The 19,554-nt window shown below is 61.7% G+C and carries 21 protein-coding genes and 1 riboswitch; of the genes, 20 read left to right on the forward strand and 1 reads right to left on the reverse strand.

The window, feature by feature from the left end; translation table 11 throughout:
• Positions 1-12 precede the first annotated feature (12 nt).
• From FE782_RS06580 to sigF, 7 genes are all read left to right on the forward strand, one after another.
• Positions 13-861 carry a purine-nucleoside phosphorylase gene (locus FE782_RS06580; RefSeq protein WP_138193269.1) on the forward strand — a complete coding sequence of 283 codons (849 nt, stop codon included), beginning with the start codon at positions 13-15 and terminating at the stop codon, positions 859-861.
• 4 nt (positions 862-865) lie between these two features.
• Entirely contained in the window at positions 866-2,209 is a 1,344-nt protein-coding gene (locus FE782_RS06585; protein WP_138193270.1) for a pyrimidine-nucleoside phosphorylase, read from the forward strand.
• Positions 2,210-2,567: 358 nt separating this feature from the next.
• Positions 2,568-3,224: a Fic family protein gene (locus FE782_RS06590; RefSeq protein ID WP_138193271.1), complete on the forward strand. Its 657-nt coding sequence runs from the start codon at positions 2,568-2,570 to the stop codon at positions 3,222-3,224.
• 358 nt (positions 3,225-3,582) lie between these two features.
• Entirely contained in the window at positions 3,583-4,746 is a 1,164-nt protein-coding gene (locus FE782_RS06595; RefSeq protein WP_138193512.1) for a D-alanyl-D-alanine carboxypeptidase family protein, read from the forward strand.
• A 219-nt stretch (positions 4,747-4,965) separates the two neighbouring features.
• The gene (gene spoIIAA, locus FE782_RS06600; RefSeq protein ID WP_138193272.1) at positions 4,966-5,319 is read left to right on the forward strand and encodes an anti-sigma F factor antagonist; all 354 of its coding nucleotides are present in this window, start codon (positions 4,966-4,968) and stop codon (positions 5,317-5,319) included.
• A complete protein-coding gene (gene spoIIAB, locus FE782_RS06605; RefSeq protein WP_138193273.1) occupies positions 5,316-5,762 on the forward strand; it encodes an anti-sigma F factor in 447 nt (148 codons plus the stop codon). Before spoIIAA ends, spoIIAB begins: the two co-directional genes overlap by 4 nt.
• A 10-nt stretch (positions 5,763-5,772) precedes the next feature.
• Entirely contained in the window at positions 5,773-6,528 is a 756-nt protein-coding gene (gene sigF, locus FE782_RS06610) for an RNA polymerase sporulation sigma factor SigF (RefSeq protein ID WP_138193274.1), read from the forward strand.
• On the opposite strand, the gene FE782_RS06615 is transcribed toward sigF, so the two are convergent.
• Positions 6,506-6,940 carry a GNAT family N-acetyltransferase gene (locus tag FE782_RS06615; RefSeq protein WP_138193275.1) on the reverse strand — a complete coding sequence of 145 codons (435 nt, stop codon included), beginning with the start codon at positions 6,938-6,940 and terminating at the stop codon, positions 6,506-6,508. The two genes, sigF and FE782_RS06615, sit on opposite strands and share 23 nt — an antisense overlap.
• A 183-nt stretch (positions 6,941-7,123) precedes the next feature.
• Between FE782_RS06615 and FE782_RS06620 the strand changes: the two genes are divergently transcribed.
• From FE782_RS06620 to FE782_RS06680, 13 genes are all read left to right on the forward strand, one after another.
• A complete protein-coding gene (locus FE782_RS06620; RefSeq protein WP_158299271.1) occupies positions 7,124-8,518 on the forward strand; it encodes an aminotransferase-like domain-containing protein in 1,395 nt (464 codons plus the stop codon).
• Between the two features lie 61 nt (positions 8,519-8,579).
• The gene (locus FE782_RS06625) at positions 8,580-9,209 is read left to right on the forward strand and encodes a stage V sporulation protein AA (protein WP_138193277.1); all 630 of its coding nucleotides are present in this window, start codon (positions 8,580-8,582) and stop codon (positions 9,207-9,209) included.
• A complete protein-coding gene (locus FE782_RS06630) occupies positions 9,206-9,646 on the forward strand; it encodes a stage V sporulation protein AB (RefSeq protein ID WP_138193278.1) in 441 nt (146 codons plus the stop codon). The genes FE782_RS06625 and FE782_RS06630 overlap by 4 nt, the downstream gene beginning before the upstream one ends.
• 47 nt (positions 9,647-9,693) lie before the next feature.
• Positions 9,694-11,385, forward strand: a complete 1,692-nt coding sequence (locus FE782_RS06635) for a spore germination protein (protein ID WP_138193279.1) — start codon at positions 9,694-9,696, stop codon at positions 11,383-11,385.
• 76 nt (positions 11,386-11,461) lie between these two features.
• Entirely contained in the window at positions 11,462-12,799 is a 1,338-nt protein-coding gene (lysA, locus tag FE782_RS06640; RefSeq protein ID WP_138193280.1) for a diaminopimelate decarboxylase, read from the forward strand.
• Between the two features lie 91 nt (positions 12,800-12,890).
• Positions 12,891-13,322 carry a peptidylprolyl isomerase gene (locus FE782_RS06645; protein WP_138193281.1) on the forward strand — a complete coding sequence of 144 codons (432 nt, stop codon included), beginning with the start codon at positions 12,891-12,893 and terminating at the stop codon, positions 13,320-13,322.
• A 108-nt stretch (positions 13,323-13,430) separates the two neighbouring features.
• Positions 13,431-13,598, forward strand: a riboswitch (FMN riboswitch).
• Between the two features lie 134 nt (positions 13,599-13,732).
• On the forward strand, positions 13,733-14,845 hold the full coding sequence (gene ribD, locus FE782_RS06650) for a bifunctional diaminohydroxyphosphoribosylaminopyrimidine deaminase/5-amino-6-(5-phosphoribosylamino)uracil reductase RibD (RefSeq protein WP_138193282.1): 1,113 nt from the start codon (positions 13,733-13,735) through the stop codon (positions 14,843-14,845).
• 9 nt (positions 14,846-14,854) lie between these two features.
• On the forward strand, positions 14,855-15,532 hold the full coding sequence (gene ribE, locus FE782_RS06655) for a riboflavin synthase (RefSeq protein WP_138193283.1): 678 nt from the start codon (positions 14,855-14,857) through the stop codon (positions 15,530-15,532).
• A 28-nt stretch (positions 15,533-15,560) separates the two neighbouring features.
• Positions 15,561-16,805 carry a bifunctional 3,4-dihydroxy-2-butanone-4-phosphate synthase/GTP cyclohydrolase II gene (locus FE782_RS06660; RefSeq protein WP_138193284.1) on the forward strand — a complete coding sequence of 415 codons (1,245 nt, stop codon included), beginning with the start codon at positions 15,561-15,563 and terminating at the stop codon, positions 16,803-16,805.
• 64 nt (positions 16,806-16,869) lie between these two features.
• Positions 16,870-17,340: a 6,7-dimethyl-8-ribityllumazine synthase gene (gene ribH / locus FE782_RS06665; RefSeq protein ID WP_138193285.1), complete on the forward strand. Its 471-nt coding sequence runs from the start codon at positions 16,870-16,872 to the stop codon at positions 17,338-17,340.
• Positions 17,341-17,408: 68 nt separating this feature from the next.
• On the forward strand, positions 17,409-18,200 hold the full coding sequence (locus FE782_RS06670; protein ID WP_138193286.1) for a segregation and condensation protein A: 792 nt from the start codon (positions 17,409-17,411) through the stop codon (positions 18,198-18,200).
• Positions 18,157-18,801, forward strand: coding sequence for an SMC-Scp complex subunit ScpB (scpB, locus tag FE782_RS06675; RefSeq protein WP_138193287.1), 645 nt, complete (start codon positions 18,157-18,159; stop codon positions 18,799-18,801). Before FE782_RS06670 ends, scpB begins: the two co-directional genes overlap by 44 nt.
• A gap of 57 nt (positions 18,802-18,858) precedes the next feature.
• On the forward strand, positions 18,859-19,545 hold the full coding sequence (locus tag FE782_RS06680) for a DUF2953 domain-containing protein (protein WP_158299272.1): 687 nt from the start codon (positions 18,859-18,861) through the stop codon (positions 19,543-19,545).
• The last annotated feature ends 9 nt before the right edge of the window (positions 19,546-19,554 follow it).

Raw genomic sequence — 19,554 nt, forward strand, 5'->3', positions numbered from 1 at the left:
GGATACATAGGGATGGCTACATACTACGAACAAGCGCAAGAAGCGGCGGACGCGCTCCGCCTTCAGCTGGGCGGCCGGGAGCCGAAGATCGGACTCATTCTCGGCTCGGGTCTCGGCGACCTCGGCGACGACGTCGCGAACGCGGTGAAGGTGCCTTATGACGAGCTGCCGCACTTCCCCGTGTCGACGGTGGAAGGGCATGCCGGACAATTCGTGATCGGCGAGCTCGAGGGGAAGACCGTCATCGTCATGCAAGGGCGGTTCCACTACTACGAAGGGTACTCGATGCGGAAGGTCGTGTTCCCGGTGTACGTCATGAAGCTGCTCGGCGTCTCGACGCTCGTCGTGACGAATGCGGCCGGCGGCATGAACAAGTCGTTCGCGGCGGGCGACCTGATGCTCATTTCGGACCATATCAATTTCACGGGCGACAATCCGTTGATCGGCGCGAACGATCCGCGTCTCGGCGTGCGGTTCCCGGACATGTCGACGGCGTACGACGCGGAATACCGCGCGGCGGCGCGGCGCTTGGCCGCGGACGTGCGGGGCGAAGACGGCGAGCCGATGCGGCTCGTGGAAGGCGTCTACTGCGGCGTCAGCGGCCCGACGTACATGACGCCGGCGGAGCTGATTTTGCTCGCGCGCGCCGGCGGCGACGCGGTCGGCATGTCGACGGTCGGCGAGACGATCGCCGCGCGTCATGCGGGGCTGCGCGTGCTCGGCATCTCCTGCATTACCGACATGGCGATCGGCGAGGAGCTGGAGCCGCTGACGCACGAGCAGGTCGTGGCGGTGGCGAACCGCACGAAGCCGAAGTTCAAGTCGCTCATTCGCGCTTTCGTTCGCGAAGTAGAGGTATAGAGCGATGCGCGCGGTCGATCTCATTCAGGCGAAACGGGACGGGGCGGAGCTGTCGGAAGCGGAAATTCGCTTCCTGATCGACGGCTACGTCTCCGGCGCGATTCCCGATTACCAGATGTCCGCTTGGGCGATGGCGGTGTATTTCCGCGGCATGACCGCCGCGGAGACGGCCGCGTTGACGCTCGCCATGGCGGAATCGGGCGACACGGTCGACTTATCGGCCGTGCGAGGCGTCAAGGTCGACAAGCATTCGACCGGCGGCGTCGGCGATACGACGACGCTCGTGCTGGCGCCGCTCGTCGCGAGCGCCGGCGTGCCGGTCGCCAAGATGTCCGGTCGCGGCCTCGGCCACACCGGCGGCACGATCGACAAGCTGGAGGCGATTCCGGGCTTTCGGGTCGAGCTGACGCAGGACGCGTTCACCGCGCAGGTGAACGCTCTCGGCGTCGCGGTAATATCCCAGTCCGGCAACATTACCCCGGCCGATAAGCTGCTCTATGGGCTGCGCGACGTAACGGCGACGGTCGAATCGATTCCGCTCATCGCGAGCTCCATCATGAGCAAGAAGATCGCGGCCGGCGCCGACGCGATCGTGCTCGACGTCAAGACGGGCGGCGGCGCGTTCATGAAGACGATCGACGATTCGATCGCCTTAGCTAGAGCGATGGTGGCGATCGGCGCCGAGGTCGGCCGCCGGACCGTCGCGGTCATCAGCGGCATGGACCAGCCGCTCGGCAATTCGATCGGCAACGCCCTCGAGGTGCGCGAGGCGCTCAGCGTGTTGCGCGGCGAGCCGGGCGTATCGCCGGACTTGATCGAGGTGTGCCTCGCGCTCGGCGCGCACATGCTCGTGCTCGGCGGCGCCGCCGATTCGTACGACGCGGCCCGGGCCGAGCTTCGCGAGAAGCTCGCTTCCGGGGAGGCGCTGCGGAAGTTCGCGGCGTTCGTCTCCGCGCAGGGGGGCGACTCCGCCGTCGCCGACGAGCCGAGCCGCCTGCCGGCCGCCGCGCGCGTCGTGCCCGTGCCGGCGCCTCGCGCCGGGTACGTCGGCGCGATCCGCGCCGAGGACCTCGGCACGGCCGCGATGTGGCTCGGCGCGGGGCGCGCGACGAAGGAGGCGACCATCGACCTCGCGGTCGGGATCCGCATGCTGAAGCGGATCGGCGACCGGGTCGAAGCGGGCGAGCCGCTCGCGGAGCTGCACGTCGGCGACGCGACGGGCGAAGCCGCCTTGGCGGAGGTCGTCCGCAAGGCGAGCGACGCCTACGCGGTGCAGGACGCTCCGCCGGCGAAGCCGCCGCTTATCTACGCGGTCGTGACGCAGGACGGCGTCGAACGATTGGCATAATCGCATGACTTTACGAGAGATCCTCCGCATGCGGAGGGTCTCTTTGCCGTCAGGGGGGATGTGTGTTTTGATCTTTCTTCTCCTCGAATTACTTTCGCTCAGCTTGAGGCGCTCATTGGGCGTCGGAAAGTCGATCGGCTGAGCGAAGGGAAGACGAGGAGAAGGGGCGGTAGAAGCGGTATGATGCCCTTTTCAAGCAGAGCTTAGGGGGACGCACTGGCATCGCATCGCCGGATCGGGTATAATCGAAACCAAATCGAATTTCGGTCGCGAAGCACGCGCCGCTTTTTCTCGGGAACGAGAGGAGCGGCGCTTTATTTGTTTTTCGCGCGAACGACGAAGGGGCGGGAACGAGGACATGAACACGTTCGATTCGGCGCATGAAGCATGGTTCGACGCGGCGCTGCGCGGGTTGACGCGGAAGGCGCGGGAGTCGCTCGAACGGGGACACGGACACGGCGAGCGACGGTTTCTGCGCGACGTCTGGTGGCCGGCGGTCGGCTCGTTCGAACATCTGCACCCGCAATACGAGGTTCGGGATTTCGAAGGCAACGCGATCCGCATCGACTTCGCCTACCTGCGTCCTCCGTTCCGGATTTGCATCGAGGTGGAAGAGAATCCCTGCCGCTCGGCAAGCGAGCCCCGCGCGGAACGATTGGCCGCGGATTATTGGATCGTTCTTCGGTTCCCGCTCGCGGACGTCCTCCAGGATCCGCTCCGCTGTCGGCGGACGCTGACCGGCGCATTCGACCGCATGTTCCGGGACGAAACGACGGATCCGAGCCGACTTTCCCCAGGGGAAAAGGATATCCTGCGCCTGGCCGCCCGCTCCGTCCGCCCGACGAAGCCGTCGGACGTGATGCGCGCGCTGCAGGTGTCCGATAAGACGGCGCGCGCGCTGCTGAAGTCGCTCGTCGACAAACGGCTGCTCCGGCCGGCGGGTACCGGCTCCAAGCGCATTCGCGCGTATGAGCCCGCGCTGGAGCCGCTGCTGCTGCTGTACATGGTCGGGTGAGACCTAACCGCCGTTCGCCGCTGGATTGAGAAGCGGCACGAGAGCCCCGAGCGAATGCCGCTCGGGGCTTCGCCATGGTCTTCCGTTCCATTTCGAAGGTTATAGGTCACCTCTTGTCTAGTTACGGTCGATTATACTTCAGGAAGTTTCAGTTTCGTTTAAGCGCGAAAAAAAAAGAGTTCGATCGCCGAGAACGCGCGCCGCGACCCGGTATAAAACGATTCCCCCCCGTCAACAATGGTAAGAGCGCAAAAACCGCATTTTGCCAGTCTCGAAAAATAGGTTCGTCATTTCTTAGGAGGGGTAGAAGTTGATCACTAACAAGAAGAGCAAGAGATTCGCCGTCGCCATCCTCGCCATGCTGGTGGCCCTGACGCTGGGCTCGGGCTCGGCGGCCGCCTCGATCGGCGCGGACGAAGCCGAGTCGGCCGAAGCGCCGGTCGTCGATTTGGCGCCGAACGCACGCTCGGCGATCTTGATGGACGCCGATACGGGCACCGTCATGTTCCAAAAGAACGTATCGGAAAAGCTGCCGCCGGCATCCATTACGAAGGTGATGACGATGCTGCTGATCATGGAGGCGCTCGACGCGGGCAAGATCAAGCTCGACGATAAGGTGTCGACGAGCGAATACGCGGCTTCGATGGGCGGCTCTCAGATCTTCCTGGAGGTCGGCGAAGAGATGACCGTCGACGAGATGCTGAAGGGCATCGCGATGGCGTCCGGCAACGATGCGTCCGTGGCGATGGCGGAGAAAATCGCGGGCAGCGAGCAGCAATTCGTTCAGATGATGAACGAGCGCGCCAAGGAGCTCGGGATGAACAATACGAACTTCGTGAACGTCAACGGATTGCCTGCGGAAAATCACTATACGACGGCCGAAGACATCGCCATCATGTCCCGCGAGCTCATGAAGCACGAGGAAGTCACGAAATATACGAGCGTATATCAAGACTATCTTCGGAAGGATTCGGAGAAGCCGTTCTGGCTCGTGAACACGAACAAGCTCGTGCGGTTTTATTCCGGCGCGGACGGGCTTAAGACCGGATATACGAGCGAAGCGAAGTTTTGCCTTACGGCGACGGCCAAGCGGAACGACTTCCGCGTTATCGCAGTCGTGCTCGGAGAGCCGAATACGAAGACGCGCAATGCCGAGGTGACGTCCATGTTCGACTACGCGTTCGCGCAGTACCAAAACCATACGCTGATTAAAGACGGCGATCAGATCGGCAGCATCAAGGTCGAGAAGGGCCAGCAGGAACGCATCGAGCTGAAAGCCGACCACCAATACAGCGTCCTGCTGAAGAAAGGCGACAACACAGACGAGATTCGTTACGAGCTCAAATACGACGAAAACCTGAAGGCGCCGATCGCGATCGGCCAGCCGATCGGCAAGATCGTCGTGTACAAGGGCGACGGGGTGCTCAAGGAGTACGACCTCGAGTCGCCGGTCGACGTTCCGGAAGCGAGCTGGTGGACGATGCTGAAGCGCACCGCCTCCAAGCTGTTTCTGATCAAGTAACCGAGCGCCCCGGCATCCCGAACGGCCCCCCCCCCCGTCCCCGCCTTCCGAGGCGGGGGCGGAGGTTCTTTTTCCATCGTTCTATCAACCTCCCGCCCTTAGGCAGACCGCGAAATAGAGAGGAAAATGTCGCTTTTCTTCTAGTTTTGTCGCCAGGCAGGAAAGGAAGAGCCTTCCGTAGAATTGGAACGGACAAGACCAGGAAGGAGATGGAACAGCATGAGCTTCGGCATTCATATGGAGCAGCATCGGCAGGCGTTAATCGTCCGGCTCGAAGGCGAGTTGGATCACCACGCCGCCGATTCGGTACGCACCCAAATGGAGGACGCTATCATTCGGGGGAACGTCACGCACCTCATTTTAAGTTTAAAAGAGTTATCCTTCATGGACAGCTCCGGCATCGGAGTCATCCTTGGACGCTATAAGCTGATAACGAGCCGAGGCGGCAAGATGGTCGTATGCGATGCGTCGCCGGCCGTCTATCGATTGTTCGAGATGTCGGGACTGTTCAAGATCGTCGCGATCGAGCCGAGCGAGAAACAAGCGCTTTCGAGTCTGGGGGTCGTATCATGAGCGAGACGAATTTCATGAAGCTAGAATTCTCGAGCCGCTCCGTGAACGAAGCGTTCGCCCGCGTCGCGGTCGCCGCCTTCGTGAGCCAGTTGGATCCTACGCTCGACGAACTGACCGACATCAAGACGGTCATCTCCGAAGCGGTGACGAACGCGATCATTCACGGGTACAACGAGGATCCGAACGGCGTCGTCGCGATCCGGGGGCGCATCGAAGGGGATACCGTGTATCTGACCGTCGAGGACCAAGGCGGGGGCATCGAAGACCTGGACCTGGCGCGCACGCCGCTGTACACGTCGAAGCCGGAGCTCGAGCGATCCGGCATGGGCTTTACGATCATGGAAAACTTCATGGACCGATTGGACGTCGTCTCCGAGCCGGGCAAAGGCACGAAAGTCGAGATGGTGAAGCGCATCGAATCGAAAAAAGTGATGTATAACTAGGAGTTGGGCTATGGATGTCGATGTAAAAAACGCCTCCCACAGCTATCTCGACGACGCTGAAGTCAAGCGCCTGATCGCGCTCAGCCAAGCCGGCGAGACGACCGCGAGGGACACGCTCGTCAATTGCAACATTCGTCTCGTCTGGTCGGTCGTGCAGCGGTTCTTGAACCGCGGCTACGAGCCGGAAGACTTATTCCAAATCGGGTGCATCGGATTGCTCAAATCGATCGACAAGTTCGACTTGTCCTACGACGTTAAATTTTCCACCTATGCCGTTCCGATGATCATCGGCGAAATTCAACGCTTTCTCCGGGACGACGGCACCGTGAAGGTGAGCCGCTCGCTTAAGGAGATGGCGAACAAGGTGCGGAAGACGAAGGACGAATTGTCGAAGCGGTACGGGCGTCTGCCGACGATCAGCGAAGTCGCGGAAGAGCTCGGCGTCACGCCGGAGGAAATCGTATTCGCGCAGGAAGCCAACAAGCCGCCGTCCTCGATTCACGAAACCGTGTTCGAGAACGACGGCGACCCGATCACGTTGATGGACCAGATCGCCGACGACTCGCAGGAGCGTTGGTTCGACAAGCTGGCGCTCGGGGAAGCGATCAACGCGCTGTCCGAACGAGAGCGGTTGATCGTCTATCTGCGGTATTACCGGGACCAGACGCAATCCGAAGTCGCCTCGCGCCTCGGCATCTCGCAGGTGCAGGTATCGAGGCTCGAGAAGAAAATATTGCAGAGCATCAAAGACCAGATCGCCCAATAGGGGCGGTCTGGTTTTTCGTTCTCGCCATCGCCTCCCGACGTACGAAGCCGAAGCGTTCGTACAGTCCGTGAGCGTCGCGGGTGGCAAGCCCCATATTCGTGTCCCGGATCGCCGGGTGCGAGAGGGCCGTCTCCATCAGCCGCTTGCCGATGCCGCCCCCTCGGTGCGCTTCGTCTACGACGACGTCGCAAATCCACGCGAACGTCGCCCGATCCGTCACCGCCCGCAGGAAGCCGACTTGAAGTTCGCCGACGAACGCCGACAAACAAAGCGATCCCCGCACGCTCGCCTCGACGGTGCTCCTATCCCTGTCGGCCGCCCAATAGGAGGCTGCCAGCATCGCGTACACCTTGTCGAGATCGACGAGCTCCGTCTCGTCCGTAATCCGTAAGTCTCCCCATGTCCATTCCATTCTCTTTTCTCCCTTCTTTACTACCGTATTTTCGCGTCCCGACCGGTATTGTATGGGTACAGATGTCGAAATACCGGTGGTCCGGAGGGTTACAGATTCATTATTATGGATGTAAGAGGCGCAGGGAAAGAATCGATTCTTGACTGTGTACGGGTACAAATCTTCGGAGGAGGCGGGGGGACGATGCAGGAAGGAAGCAAGTACGGGAACATCGTTCGATATGCGCTCGATCGGATCGGCGAAGGGGCATGGAAGGCGGGGGCGAAGCTGCCGTCCGTCCGAGCGATGGCCGAACGGAACGGGTGCAGCGTGAATACGGTGCTGCGAGCTTACGAAGCGCTTCAAAGCGAAGGGTACGTGTATGCGAAGCCGAAGGCGGGGTTTTTCGTGGCGGCCGATCCGGATCGGCCTTCGCCTCGGGCGACCGCCGCGATTCCGTTCGACGCGGCTTCGCCGGACGAATCGGCGATGCCGTATAAGGAATTTTTCGAATACATGACCAAGGCGGTCTTTCAACGCAGAGGCGCCCTGTTCGACTACGGCGATCCGCAAGGGCTGCCGTCGCTCAGGCAAGCGCTCGCGAAGCATCTGCAGGACGTCGGCTTGTTCGTCGACGAACGGCGGATCTTCGTCGTCTCGGGATCGCAGCAGGCGCTCCAGCTGCTCGTCTCGATGCCGTTCCCGAACGGCAAGACTCACGTTCTCGTCGAACAGCCGACGTACCACGGCATGCTTCGCGCTTTGCGAACCGCGAACGTACCGGCGATCGGGCTGGAGCGGACCGAGTCGGGCATCGATCTGGAGCGGCTCGAGCGGCATTTCCAAAGCAATCCGATCAAATTGTTCTATACCGCGAGCCGGTTCCATAATCCGACGGGCTGGTCGTATGCGAAGTCGCAGCGAGAAAGCATCGCGAGACTCGCGCGTAAATACGATGTGTACGTCGTAGAGGACGATTATTTGGCCGATCTGGAGCACGATTCCCGGAACGAACCGATCGCCGCGAACGACGGCTGCGACCGAATCGTCTACGTGAAGAGCTTCTCGAAGACGCTGCTGCCCGGCATGCGGCTCGGACTGGCCGCATTGCCGCCGCCGCTCGTCGAGACGTTCCGAGAGCATAAGCTTTGCGCCGACTTCGGGACGTCGTCGCTGTCGCAGAACGCGCTGGAGCTGTATCTTCGCAACGGCTTGTTCGACGTCCACCGGAAGAGCGTTCGAGCGACGTACCGCGACCGTATGACGGAGCTGATCCGCGTCTGCCGGGAGACGCTGCCGACCCAGGTGACGTTGGACGCGCCGGCGGGAGGCATCTTCGCCTCCCTGTTCCTGCCGAAGACGCTGCCGGAGGCGGAATTCGCCCGCGCGCTCGGAGCGGCCGGGGTCCCGATGGTGCCCGGAGAACGATTTTTCCTGCCGGGCTTCCCGGAGGCGAAGCCCCTCATGCGTATCAGCGTCATACGCGCCGACGAAGCGGCCATCCGCCGCGGCGTCGAGCTCGTCGCCGCGGAAGCCCGGCGGTTGCTTCGCACGACGCCGAAGGAGCGGGACGAGGCATCCGGAGGTCATTGGATATAGACCGCGCATGTTCGGAGGGCGTCCCACCTATACTATGGGAACATAGCAGGGGGGGACAGCGATGAAGCCAACCGTGTATTTGCGGCTGCGCAAGCGCGCGCGGATGCCGAAGGGACACGCGATCCGGCTGCGGGACGTCGCGCAGCTGTTGTCGGAGCCGGAGCTGGAGGAGCAGTTGTACGATCTCGTCGTCCATCGGCCCGTTGCCGGCGACGGCAATCTGGTGTTAGTCGACATTCTCCGCGTCGTCTCGGTCATCCGGGAAGCGGCGCCGGACGCCGCGATCGAATCGTTCGGGGAACCGCACGCGCTGGTCGAGCTATACGCGCAGCGCCGGCCTGCGAACCGCATCGCTTTCGCGCTCGTATGGCTGTTGTTGTTTTTCGGCTCGGGGCTCGCGATCATGAACTTCCACGAGGACGTCTCGATGCCGGCGGTGCATCAGCGCATCGCCTTTTTGCTGACCGGGCAGACGATCGATCACCCGTTTTTCCTTCAAATCCCGTATTCGTTCGGTATCGGACTCGGGATGGTCATCTTTTTCAATCATGTGTTCAAGAAGAAGATCAACGAGGAACCGAGCCCGCTCGAGGTGGAGATGTTCAAATACGAGGAGAGCGTGCATCAATACGTCGTAACGGAGGAGTACCGGAAGCTTGACGCTCGGCGCCGCGAAGAACCGAAGCGATGACGGCGGCGATCGGCGGAGCGGTCGCGGGGGCGGCGCAGGCGTTCCTCGGCTTGGCCAGCGGTCTCGCGGTCGGCAGCGGCCTCGTGGCGTTCCTCGTCGTGCTCGACGTCATCCCGCGACTCGCGCAAATAACGGGAACGACGTCGCGCGGCGCGGATCTGGAGCTCGCGGTCGTGTTCGGAGCGGTGTTCTGGACGTGCGCGGACTTCTTCGGATGGTCGCTCTCCTGTCCGGAGGCTGCGCTGATCGGCGTCGGGCTGCTTACGGGCGGCTTCGTCGGCACGGTGGCGGCCGCGCTTACCGAGGTGTTGAACGTGTTTCCGATTTTGGCGCGGAGGCTCCGCTTGGAATCGCACCTGCGATGGCTGTTGGCCGCCATGGTGCTCGGCAAGGTGCTCGGTTCGTTGTTTGAATGGCTGGCGTTCCGGGTACAGTAAAGGAAACGCCGAACAACTGAGGAAAGAGCGAGGAGTGAAGGAATGCCATGAGCAGGACGGACGAACGCGTGCCGAACCAAGACCAAACGATCGTCTTCATTCCCGAAGGGGATATCGACGCGACCTTCGAGCCCGCGGACGGGCTGGGCGACAACGCGGAGCCCGACCTGAAGGAGCGAATCCGAGAAGGGATTCCGCCGAAGAAGAAGCCGCCGGAATCGGATTTATACCGATACACGAAGAAGGAAGAGGAGTTCCTGTTCACCGACGACGTTCCGGAGAAGCTCGAAGACGTCAAACGGGTCATGGAGGAGCGCGCGGGCTTCAACGCCAGCTTCGATGCGATCGCTCGCGATATGACGTACGGCGGCAAGCCGACGTCGTTATATTATTTGAACGGCTTCGTCAAGGACGAAGTGCTGACGATGATTATGTCGCGCTTGTCGATGCTGCCGGGGAACACGCTTAATACGGAAGCCGTGCGGAAGCTGTTCGATCAATACATTCCGCATATTCAGGTAGACAAGCTCGATACGATGACCGAAATCATCGGCAAGGTGCTCGGCGGCGGCAGCGCGTTGTTCATCGAAGGGGAACGGTCCGCGCTCGTCATGGACGTCAAGAGCTTGCCGCAGCGGGGCACCGACGAGCCGTCGGTCGAGAAGGTCGTGCGCGGCTCGAGAGACGGGTTCATCGAGACGCTCCTCACGAACGTAACGTTGCTCCGGCGCCGACTGAAGGATCCGCGGCTGAAGCTGGAGACGATGCAGGTCGGCCGCCGAACGCGTACGGACGTATGCATCGCGTACATTCAGGATATCGCGGACGTCAGTCTGGTGAAGGCGATCAAGACGAAGATCGAAGCGCTGGACATCGACGGACTCGCGATGGCGGACAAGGAGCTGCAGGAGGCGATCATCGACCGGGGATGGAACCCGTTCCCGATTGTTCGCTATACCGAACGACCCGACGTGGCCGCATACCATCTGTTGGAAGGACATGTGTGCTTGTTCGTCGACACGAGTCCGAGCGTCATCATATTGCCGTCGACGTTCTTTCACCACGTGCAGCACGCCGAAGAATACCGGCAGACGCCGTTCGTCGGCACGTATTTGCGGTGGGTGCGGTTCTTCGGCGTCTTCGCGTCGATCTTCCTGCTTCCGCTGTGGTTCCTGTTCGTGCTTAAGCCCGAGCTTCGCCCGATGGTGTTTACGTTCATCGGCCCGCAGGAGACGGGAAGGATTCCGATCCTGGCGCAGTTCTTGATCGTCGAGGTCGGCGTCGACATGATGCGTCTCGCCGCTATTCATACGCCGACGCCGCTCGCCTCCGCGATGGGCCTCATCGCGGCGATCTTGATCGGGGACATCGCCATTAAGGCCGGCCTGTTCGTCAACGAGGTCATCTTGTACATGGCCGTCGCCGCGATCGGCATGTTCGCGACGCCGAGCTACGAGCTGGCGCTGGCGAATCGGCTCGTCCGGATCGCGCTGCTCGTGGCCGTCGCCCTGTTCGGCATTCCGGGCTTCGCCGTGGGCACGGTGCTCATCATGCTGATGCTCATTACGCAACGGTCCCATCATACGCCTTACATGTGGCCGTTCATTCCGTTCGACGGGAAAGCGATGCTGGACATCATCCTGCGAAGACCGTTCCCGACGCAAAAATTTCGCATGACGCTGACGAAGCCGCAAGACCGGACGCGGATGGCGGCGAAGCTCGGGTTGAAGAAGAAATGACTGTTTTTCCCCTTGGTTTTGTGATAATGTCAGTCAGAGAGTACTGATTCGACAGAATAATGAAGGGGATAGGACGATGCATTTGCACGGAACGACGAAGATCAATCGTCACGGACGTTTGGAAATCGGCGGCGTCGACACGGCCGAGCTTGCCGAACGGTTCGGGACGCCTTTATATGTAGTAGACGAAGCGCTCGTACGCGAGCGATGCCGGCAGTTCATGGACGCGTTCCGCGCGTCCGGGGTGCCTTTCGAAGTGTCGTATGCGAGCAAGGCGTTCTGCGTGAAAGCGATCGTCCGCGTCGTCGAAGAGGAAGGGCTGTCGCTCGACGTCGTGTCGGACGGAGAGCTGTATACGGCGCTGGAGGCCGGGTTCCCCGCGAAGAAGATACATTTCCACGGCAACAACAAGACGCCCGAGGAGATCGCGATGGGACTAGACGCGGGCATCGGCTGCTTCGTCGTGGACAACTTCACGGAGATCGCGCTGTTGAACGCGATGGCGGGGGAGCGGGGCATCCGCGCGAAAGCGCTGCTGCGCATCACGCCCGGGGTCGAGGCGCATACGCACGAGTTCATCTCGACGGGCCAAGAGGATTCCAAATTCGGGTTTAACCTCGCGGGCGGCGCGGCGTTCGAAGCGGTGAAGGCGACCGTCGCGGCGCCGCACCTAGAGCTGCTCGGCGTTCATTCGCATATCGGCTCGCAAATTTTCGAGGTGGAAGGCTTCCGTCTGGCCGCCGAGAAGATGGCCGACTTCGCCGTCGAAGCGAAGTCGAAGCTGGGCGTCTCGTTCCCGGTCGTCAATCTTGGCGGCGGCTTCGGCATTCGTTACGTCGAAGGCGACCGCCCGCTGCCGGTGGCCGAGTACGTCAAGGCGATCACCGACGCGGTGAAGGAGCGCTTCGGCGCGCACGGCCTTCCGCTTCCGAGCATCTGGGTGGAGCCGGGCCGCAGCATCGTCGGCGATGCCGGCACGACGTTGTATACGGTCGGCTCGGTGAAGGACATCCCGGGCGTGCGCAAGTACGTCGCGGTGAACGGCGGCATGACCGACAACCCGCGCCCGGCGCTCTATGACGCCGTCTACGAGGCGGTACTCGCGAACCGGGCGAACGACGCCCCGGAAGAGACGGTATCGATCGCCGGCAAGTGCTGCGAGAGCGGCGACATGCTGATCTGGGATCTCGACCTGCCGAAGGTGAACGCCGGCGACACGCTCGCGGTGTTTTGCACGGGGGCGTACAATTATTCGATGGCCAGCAACTACAACCGGCTCCGCCGTCCGGCGGTCGCGTTCGTGAAGGACGGCGTCGCGGAGCTCGTCGTGCGCCGCGAAACGTACGAAGACCTGGTGGCGAACGACGTCGTGCCCGAGCGGCTGCGCAAGCTTCCGGCCGTGAACGGGCGATAAGCGGAGCTGCCGGATCGCCGGATTTGTCCCGAGCCCCCTGTTCGGGTACAATACTGTAGAAACCGAACCGAAGCAGGAGAGTGGGATAAAGATGACGAAGCAAGCGTTGATCAAGATGGCCGACGGCCATGAAGTGAAAATCGAGTTGTTCGATAAGGACGCGCCCAACACGGTCGCGAATTTCGAGAAGCTGGCGAACGAAGGGTTCTACGACGGACTGTCGTTCCATCGCGTCATTCCGGGCTTCGTCGCGCAAGGCGGCTGCCCTAGAGGCAACGGCACCGGCGGTCCGGGCTACACGATCAAGTGCGAAATCAACCCGAACAAGCACGAACGCGGCGCGCTGTCGATGGCGCATGCCGGTCCGAATACGGGCGGCAGCCAGTTTTTCATCGTGTACAAGCCTCAGCCGCACCTGGACGGCGTTCACACGGTGTTCGGCAAGGTCGTCGAAGGGATGGAGCACGTCGACACGTTCCGCGGGCAGGACAAGATGGAATCGATCCGCGTGACGGAAGCGTAAATTTTTGGCCGAAATCGGCTCTTCGCATGCGAAGAGCCGATTTCTTCGTTCCCGTCGATGACGGGATTCCTTGCAAAATAAGGTTTTAGGTGATATTATCACGACAAACATATCCTTCGGGGCCGGGTGAAATTCCCGACCGGCGGTGATGCGCGTGAACTCGCGCTCAGTCCGTGACCCGACGCGACGGAAGGCGGCGACGCCGAAGCCGACGCGGCGGTGGACTCGGTGAAACTCCGAGACCGACAGTGACAGTCTGGATGGGAGAAGGAGACGCAAGATTTTTACGGAGTTCTCATGTGCAATTTTTCACATGGACCGACCGTTCCTTTGCGTTGACCAAAACCGGACGCCCCTGATATGAGGGGCGTCTTTTTTTCGCCCCCTATATGACGGGAGTGGATGCGTACATGGAAGACGAAGATTATATGCGATTGGCGTTAACGCTCGGCAAGGCCGCGCTCGGGCAAACCGGGACGAACCCTTCCGTCGGCTGCGTCGTCGCGAAGCACGGCCGGATCGTCGGCATGGGAGCGCATTTGAGGCAAGGCGAGGCGCATGCCGAGGTACATGCCCTCGATATGGCCGGCGCCGAGGCTGCCGGCAGCACGGTGTACGTGACGCTGGAGCCTTGCAGCCATCACGGCCGGACGCCGCCTTGCGCCGACCGGCTCGTGCGGGAAGGCGTGAAGCGCGTCGTCGTGGCGACGCAGGACCCGAACCCGCAGGTGGCGGGCCGCGGCATCGCGCGGCTTAGGGAGCACGGGATCGAAGTTACGGTCGGCGTGTTGGGCGAGGAGGCCGCGTCGCTGCACGAGGCGTTCTTCCACGCGATCCGCATCGGACGGCCGTTCGTCGCCGCGAAGACGGCGATGACGCTGGACGGGCGCATCGCGGCGAAGACGGGCGACAGCAAGTGGATTACGAACGCCGCGTCGCGCGCGTTCGTGCATGAGCTGCGCCACCGGTACCCGGCGATTCTGGTCGGCGTCGGCACGGTGTTGGCCGACGATCCGTCGCTGACGGCGCGCGGCGATGCGGCGCCGAAGCGCGATCCGATGCGCGCGATCGTCGACTCGCGCCTGCGGACGCCGCTCCATGCGGCGGCGCTGTCGCCCCGCGCCGACGGCGAGCCGCCCGCGATCGTGCTGACGACGGCCACCGCGGACGCCGCCGCGAGAAGCGCGCTCGAAGCGCACGGCGCCGTCGTCGTCGACTGCGGGCCGGGCCCGCGCGTCGACCTCGAGCTGGCTTTGCGCGAGCTGTACCGGCTCGGGATCGGCGCCGTGCTCGTCGAAGGCGGCGGCGCCGTGACCGGCGCGCTGCTCGCCGCCGGGCTCGTCGACAAGACGTACGCTTTCGTCGCGCCGAAGATCGTCGGCGCCGGAGGGCCGTCCGGCTTCGAGTTCCCGAGCGTCGATCGGATGGCGGATGCGATCCGGCTCGACCGCCTTAAGGTGCGGACGTTCGACGGCGACGTCCTGTTCGAAGGGTATCCCGTCTATTCGAAGGAAACGAGGTGACGCTGCCATATGTTTACCGGACTTATCGAAGAGGTTGGAACGTTGCAACATATTAGCAGGCAAGGCGAGGCGCTCGTATTGACGATTCGGGCGAGCAAAGTGCTCGAGGGCGTCCGCATCGGCGACAGTATATCGGTGAACGGCGTATGCCTCACGGCGATCCGATTCGACGCGGCGTCCGTCGCCATGGACGTCATGCCGGAGACGTTCCGCAAGACGACGCTCAGCCGGCTCGTTCCCGGCGATCGCGTCAATCTGGAGCGGGCGATGCTCGCCACGGCCCGTTTCGGCGGCCATATCGTTCAGGGCCACGTCGACGGCACGGGGGTGATCCGGGAGCGGGGCGCGGTCGACAACGCAGTGTATTTCACGATCGAGCCCCATGATCCTTCTTTGTTCCGCTACATCATCGCCAAGGGCTCCATCGCGATCGACGGCATCTCGCTCACGGTCGTGGACAGCGCCGAGCGGACGTTCCGCGTATCGATCATCCCGCACACGCTTGCGGAGACGGTGCTGCAGCATAAGACGCCTGGCGACGACGTCAATCTCGAGACGGACATCGTCGGCAAGTACGTCGAGCATCTGCTCTCGTGGACGGGCGGCGCCGGCGCGTCCGGACGCGGCGCCGCGAGGCGCGGCGGCGGATTGTCGGAAGCCTTTTTCAAAGAACACGGCTATATGTAAATAGATACGGAAACGGAGGAGAAACCGGATGGAGAAAGCGAATGTCAAGTTCGATTGCATCGAAGACGCGATTTACGACCTGATTCTCGGGAAAGCGATCATCGTCGTCGACGACGAAAACCGCGAGAACGAAGGTGATTTCATCGCGTTGGCCGATATGGCCACCCCGGAAGTCATTAACTTCATGATCAAAGAGGGACGCGGCCTCGTCTGCGTGCCGATCACGGAAGAGCGTGCGGCCGAGCTGGAGCTGCCTCAGATGGTGCAGCGCAATACCGATTATCACGGCACCGCGTTCACCGTGTCCGTCGACCATTCGTCGACGACGACGGGCATCTCCGCGGCGGAGCGGGCGATGACGGTGAAGGCGCTGATCGACCCGCGGACGAAGGCGGGCGACTTCCGCAGGCCGGGACATATGTTCCCGCTCGTCGCCAAGAAGGGCGGCGTGCTGCGCCGCGCGGGGCACACGGAAGCGGCGGTCGACCTCGCCCGGATGTGCGGCAGGTATCCGGCCGCGGTCATCTGCGAGGTGATCAAGGAAGACGGCGAGATGGCGCGCGTGCCGGATTTGCGCGTCATCGCGGATCAGTTCGGGTTGAAGCTGATTACGATCAAGGATTTGATTCAATACCGCAACGAGAAAGAGAAGCTCGTCCGCCGCGAAGTGGAGGTTAACATGCCGACCGACTTCGGCACGTTCCGGGCGGTAGCGTACACGAACGAGATCGACGGCAAGGAGCACGTCGCGTTCGTGAAGGGCGAGATCGACTCGGAGCGTCCGGTGCTGGTTCGGGTGCACTCCGAATGTTTGACCGGCGACGTATTCCATTCGCATCGCTGCGATTGCGGACCGCAGCTGGCCGCGGCGCTTCAAGCGATCGACGCGAACGGCTCGGGCGTATTGCTCTACATGCGCCAAGAGGGACGCGGCATCGGCCTTATAAATAAATTGAAAGCTTACGAGCTGCAAGAGCAGGGATTCGACACCGTCGACGCGAATATTAAATTGGGGTTCGCGCCCGATCTGCGCGATTACGGCATCGGGGCGCAAATCTTGAAGGACTTGGGCGTTCGTACGATTCGTCTGCTGACGAACAACCCGAGGAAGATCGCCGGGCTGGAAGGCTACGGCTTGTCCATCGCGGAGCGGGTGCCGCTACAGATGAAGGAAAACAAAGATAACAGCCGCTACTTGCACACGAAGCAGGAGAAGCTGGGACATATGCTGCAATTCGAAGAGCAAGGCGAACCGGAACCGACCGGCAACTGACCCGAACGATCGGCCGACAACACGGCCGATAACCGACAAACAACATCTAAGGAGGATTTTCCCCATGGTACATGTATACGAAGGCAACTTAATTTCGCAAGGCAAGACGTACGGCATCGTCGTCGGCCGATTTAACGAATTCATCTCCTCGAAGCTGCTCGGCGGCGCGCTCGACGCGCTGAAGCGCCACGGCGCCGCCGACGACGAAGTGAGCGTCGCGTGGGTGCCCGGCGCGTTCGAAATTCCGTTAATCGCCCAGAAGATGGCCGAGAGCGGCCGCTTCGACGCGGTCATTACGCTCGGCGCCGTCATCCGCGGCTCCACGCCGCACTTCGATTACGTGTGCAGCGAAGTGTCGAAGGGCGTGGCGGCGATTTCGCTCAAGACCGGCGTGCCGACGATCTTCGGCGTGCTGACGACCGACTCGATCGAGCAAGCGGTGGAGCGGGCCGGCACGAAGGCGGGCAACAAGGGCTGGGAAGCGGCCGCAACCGCGATCGAGATGGTCAATCTCGTCTCGCAGTTTCAGAAGTAAACCGAATCTCGCGGGATACGGCGGGACGGACGGATCTATAAACTTAATGCAAACGGAATGAAGCCGGAATGAGCGTAACCTACAAGCTGTCCTCTTTCGAAGGGCCGTTGGATTTGCTGCTTCACTTGATCGACAAAGCGGAAGTGGACATCACGAATATTCCGATCAGCGAAATTACGGATCAATACATGGAATACGTCTCGCTGATGGAGGAGCTGGAGCTCGAGGTCGCCAGCGAATTTCTCGTCATGGCCGCGACGCTCTTGTCGATCAAAAGCAAGATGCTGCTTCCGAAGCCGCCTCCGATCGAGCTGGACTACGAATACGAGGAAGAGCCTGAGGATTCGCTCGAGGAGCTCGTCCAGAAGCTGATCGAATACCGGAAGTACAAGTCGATCGCCGAGCATCTGCGGGACAAGGAGCTGGAGCAGAGCCTCGTCTATTCGAGGGAACCTGTAGACTTGTCCCCGTACGCGGTCGAAGAAAAGAAGAATCCGGTCGAAGGGCTCGAGACGTTCGACCTGCTGCTTGCGTTCCAGAAGGCGCTGCGGCGCGCCGCGAATCGGAACTCGGTGGCGAAGATTCGCCGCGACGAAGTGTCGGTCAAGGATCGAATGCGCGACGTGCTTCGCCTGGTGCGGCAGCAGGGCGGGCGCATCTTGTTTTCCCGTCTGTTCGACGAGTCGACGACGAGGGACGAGCTGGTCGTGTCGTTCCTCGCGCTGCTCGAGTTGATGAAGATGAAGAAAATATCTTGTTTCCAGCACGGCCGGTTCGACGATATCGTCATCCAGGCGAAGGAAGGAGCGGAGCTCGATGACGAAGAAGAAGAACTGGAACGAGTGGAAGTCGATCATTGAAGGTCTCTTGTTCGCCGCCGGCGACGAAGGACTCGACGTTCGCGAAATCGCGGACGTGCTCGAGCTCGACTGGCGCGTCGCCGAAGAGCTGATCGACGATATGAAGGATACGTACGCGAAGGAGAAGCGAGGCTTTCGAATCGCGAAGGTGGCGGGGTCGTATCAACTGACGACGAACCCCGAACATGCGCCGTACTTCGCGAAGCTGGCGCAGGCGCCGACGCGCGGATCCTTGTCCCAGGCGGCGCTCGAGACGCTGGCGATCGTCGCGTACCGGCAGCCGATCACGCGCGTAGAGATCGACGAAATTCGCGGCGTAAAGTCGGACCGGGCTTTGCATACGCTCGTCGCCAAGGAGCTCATCCACGAAGCGGGACGGGCGGATGCGATCGGACGGCCGATCCTGTACGAAACGACGAAGCAGTTCCTCCACTATTTCGGGTTGTCCGCGCTGAGGGACTTGCCCGATGCCGAACGGATGGTCGGCGAGATCGATCTCGAAGCGGAAACCCGCATGCTGTTCGAGAAGCTGGAGGAGAAAGAGAAGCAGATTACGATCGACGATTTGCCGCAATCATCCAATCCCGAGAACGACGCATGAAAATATGGCCTCCGACCCGATACTAAGATGCACTGTATTGGGAACGGAGGTTTTTTTATGTGGTGGTGGATCGCATCCGCGGCGGCGCTCGCCGTCCTGATCGTCGTCGTGCTGCTCTCTAGCGTGCGCGTACGCTTGAAATATTACCGCGAAGGAGAGAACGACGAGGTCGACGCGTCGCTGTCCGCGTTGTTCGGGCTCGTCCGGCTTCGGTATAAAGTGCCGACCGTGGAGCTGAAGCCGTGGCTGAACGGCATTCGAATGAAGGTGGCGCCGGAAGAGACGAGCGGGGTACTGCCGGAGTTGGATTTCGCGCGAGAGGAAATCCGTCGCTTCGTCCAACGCGTGCGAAAACTGATCGCGCATATGAAAAATTACAAGCGATTTTTCGCGGACACGCTGAAGCATGTTCATGTCGTCGAGCTGCGCTGGGATACCCGCTTCGGATTAACCGACGCGGCGGAAACCGGCATGACCGGCGGAGTCGTCTGGGGGCTGAAGAGCGCCTTGCTCGGCGTCGCCTCCCGGTGGATGTCGTTCGAGCGGCTTCCGTCCGTCACCGTGACGCCGGTGTTCAACCAACCGACGTTCCGAACCGAGATCGTGATCCGGACGCGAATGAAGGTGTTTCGAATCATCGCCATCGGCGCGATGCTGGTGTATCGCGTATTGAAGCGGCGCGGCGGGTGGATCGTCTGGCTTCGCGTCCTGCTCGGCCGGTCGCCGAAGGAGTCGACTGCGTAAAGCATCGCA

This window comes from Paenibacillus antri (assembly GCF_005765165.1).
Lineage (GTDB): Bacteria > Bacillota > Bacilli > Paenibacillales > YIM-B00363 > Paenibacillus_AE > Paenibacillus_AE antri.

Excerpts from the sequence above, each read along its gene's own strand:
- FE782_RS06630 (WP_138193278.1), top strand. The coding sequence starts at position 9,206 with ATGACGGCGGCGATCGGCGGAGCGGTCGCGGGGGCGGCGCAGGCGTTC.
- ribE (WP_138193283.1), top strand. The coding sequence starts at position 14,855 with ATGTTTACCGGACTTATCGAAGAGGTTGGAACGTTGCAACATATTAGC.
- FE782_RS06615 (WP_138193275.1), bottom strand. The coding sequence starts at position 6,940 with ATGGAATGGACATGGGGAGACTTACGGATTACGGACGAGACGGAGCTC.
- FE782_RS06585 (WP_138193270.1), top strand. The coding sequence starts at position 866 with ATGCGCGCGGTCGATCTCATTCAGGCGAAACGGGACGGGGCGGAGCTG.
- sigF (WP_138193274.1), top strand. The coding sequence starts at position 5,773 with ATGGATGTCGATGTAAAAAACGCCTCCCACAGCTATCTCGACGACGCT.
- ribH (WP_138193285.1), top strand. The coding sequence starts at position 16,870 with ATGGTACATGTATACGAAGGCAACTTAATTTCGCAAGGCAAGACGTAC.
- FE782_RS06590 (WP_138193271.1), top strand. The coding sequence starts at position 2,568 with ATGAACACGTTCGATTCGGCGCATGAAGCATGGTTCGACGCGGCGCTG.
- FE782_RS06670 (WP_138193286.1), top strand. The coding sequence starts at position 17,409 with ATGAGCGTAACCTACAAGCTGTCCTCTTTCGAAGGGCCGTTGGATTTG.
- FE782_RS06660 (WP_138193284.1), top strand. The coding sequence starts at position 15,561 with ATGGAGAAAGCGAATGTCAAGTTCGATTGCATCGAAGACGCGATTTAC.
- scpB (WP_138193287.1), top strand. The coding sequence starts at position 18,157 with ATGACGAAGAAGAAGAACTGGAACGAGTGGAAGTCGATCATTGAAGGT.
- FE782_RS06580 (WP_138193269.1), top strand. The coding sequence starts at position 13 with ATGGCTACATACTACGAACAAGCGCAAGAAGCGGCGGACGCGCTCCGC.
- FE782_RS06635 (WP_138193279.1), top strand. The coding sequence starts at position 9,694 with ATGAGCAGGACGGACGAACGCGTGCCGAACCAAGACCAAACGATCGTC.
- FE782_RS06620 (WP_158299271.1), top strand. The coding sequence starts at position 7,124 with ATGCAGGAAGGAAGCAAGTACGGGAACATCGTTCGATATGCGCTCGAT.
- spoIIAB (WP_138193273.1), top strand. The coding sequence starts at position 5,316 with ATGAGCGAGACGAATTTCATGAAGCTAGAATTCTCGAGCCGCTCCGTG.
- FE782_RS06625 (WP_138193277.1), top strand. The coding sequence starts at position 8,580 with ATGAAGCCAACCGTGTATTTGCGGCTGCGCAAGCGCGCGCGGATGCCG.
- ribD (WP_138193282.1), top strand. The coding sequence starts at position 13,733 with ATGGAAGACGAAGATTATATGCGATTGGCGTTAACGCTCGGCAAGGCC.
- FE782_RS06595 (WP_138193512.1), top strand. The coding sequence starts at position 3,583 with ATGCTGGTGGCCCTGACGCTGGGCTCGGGCTCGGCGGCCGCCTCGATC.
- FE782_RS06645 (WP_138193281.1), top strand. The coding sequence starts at position 12,891 with ATGACGAAGCAAGCGTTGATCAAGATGGCCGACGGCCATGAAGTGAAA.
- spoIIAA (WP_138193272.1), top strand. The coding sequence starts at position 4,966 with ATGAGCTTCGGCATTCATATGGAGCAGCATCGGCAGGCGTTAATCGTC.
- FE782_RS06680 (WP_158299272.1), top strand. The coding sequence starts at position 18,859 with ATGTGGTGGTGGATCGCATCCGCGGCGGCGCTCGCCGTCCTGATCGTC.
- lysA (WP_138193280.1), top strand. The coding sequence starts at position 11,462 with ATGCATTTGCACGGAACGACGAAGATCAATCGTCACGGACGTTTGGAA.